The sequence below is a fragment of the Amycolatopsis rhizosphaerae genome (assembly GCF_007713715.1).
In the GTDB taxonomy this organism is placed as follows: domain Bacteria; phylum Actinomycetota; class Actinomycetes; order Mycobacteriales; family Pseudonocardiaceae; genus Amycolatopsis_E; species Amycolatopsis_E rhizosphaerae.
This window is the reverse complement of record NZ_VJWX01000856.1, coordinates 1-1,312: the sequence shown is the minus strand read 5'-3', so window position 1 is coordinate 1,312 and position 1,312 is coordinate 1. Positions and strand designations below refer to the sequence as shown.

Genomic DNA, 1,312 nt, shown 5'->3' with positions numbered 1-1,312 from the left:
AGTCCGGGCCGTGGAACGGGGAGGGGTCGTCCTCGGTGGTGGGCCGGCCCTGGCCGAGGGCGGCGAAGCCCGAGGCGAGCAGGAACGGGCGGCCGGTGCCCGCGAGCGCGTCTCCGATGGTCTGCACGACGGCCCGTTCCGCCGCGTTCATGGCGGCCATGTTGGCGAAGTCGTGCTTGTTCGCGAGATGGATGACGGCCTCGGCGTCCTGCGCGCCGAGGCGGATGCCGTCGAGGTCGTCGAGGTCGCCGCGGCGGACACGGGCGCCCTTCGCTTCGAGGGCCGCGGCGGACGCGTCGGACCTGGCCAGCCCGGTGACCTCGTGGCCGGCGGTGAGCAGTTCGTCGACCACGGCGGAGCCGATCCATCCGGAGGCTCCGGTGACGAAAACGCGCATGAGGTGATCTCCTTCGGCGCACCGCCCTCGGGCCGGCGCCTGGTTCAGGGGGTTGATGTCGGTGACTGACGTCAGTCGCAGACATCACCTTACCGCTCAGGTCAGCCACTGTCATCCCTACTCTGAATCCAGTGCGGTCGGGACCCGATCGAGGATCACCCGGCGGCGCGGTTCTGGGTCGCACAGAACAAGACCGTGCCGGTCGAGATCCTCGAGCGCCTGGCGGTCGACGCCGATCCCCGGGTCAGGCACAGGGTGGCGATGAAGCGCAAGCTCACACCTCGGCTCCGGGAGGCCCTGGCCTCCGATCCGGACGAGACGGTTCGCATGCGGATCGCCCTGAACAGGAAAACGCCGGACGTGCTGGAGCGATTGTCGCGTGATCCGTCGGAACACGTGCGGACCGCCGCACTCGCGAGACTCGGTGACCGGGAAAAGGCATTCAGGATGACCGTGTCCGGTTCGAGTGGGTGCTGACGATGCCTTCCCGTCTTCGCGCCATCATCGCCGAGATCGAGGGCAGGCTTGGCGATGAGGCGATTGATCCAGCCGACGAGCACGCGCGTTGGAACCTGTATGTGCGGGCATCGGCGCGGGTGGTGTCGTGATCAAGTGCGGGGCGAACGCGCCGGACATCCGCACCGGCCTCAACCGCTGTTTCCTCGCGTCCGAGAGGCTGCGCCACATCGCCGAGGCACGGGCGGGCCGCTCGTAGTGGCGCAACGCTGAGGGGCGGAGCGACCTTCGGAGGAAGCGGTGCGCCCGCCTGCGGTCGTTGGGGATCGCAGGCGGGCGCACCACTCGTTGTTCAGTGCCGCCCGGCGCGACGTGCCCGGCTCGCGAAGGCGAGTGCCGCGCCCGCGCCGAGGAGCAGGATGCCGAGGATGATCGTTTCCGGCAGGCCGGGAAGTCCGG

3 protein-coding genes are annotated in these 1,312 nt (G+C 69.7%); 2 read left to right on the top strand and 1 reads right to left on the bottom strand.

The features are described 5' to 3' along the window. A partial coding sequence (locus tag FNH05_RS37430) for an NAD-dependent epimerase/dehydratase family protein (RefSeq protein ID WP_144593548.1) occupies positions 1–397 on the bottom strand: 397 nt, incomplete at its 3' end. Positions 398–592: 195 nt separating this feature from the next. On the opposite strand from FNH05_RS37430, the gene FNH05_RS37425 reads away from it, so the two are divergent. Beyond that, the gene (locus FNH05_RS37425; RefSeq protein ID WP_144593547.1) at positions 593–874 is read left to right on the top strand and encodes a HEAT repeat domain-containing protein; all 282 of its coding nucleotides are present in this window, start codon (positions 593–595) and stop codon (positions 872–874) included. Next, positions 868–1,005, top strand: a complete 138-nt coding sequence (locus FNH05_RS38715; protein WP_186382952.1) for a hypothetical protein — start codon at positions 868–870, stop codon at positions 1,003–1,005. The genes FNH05_RS37425 and FNH05_RS38715 overlap by 7 nt, the downstream gene beginning before the upstream one ends. Positions 1,006–1,312 lie beyond the last annotated feature (307 nt).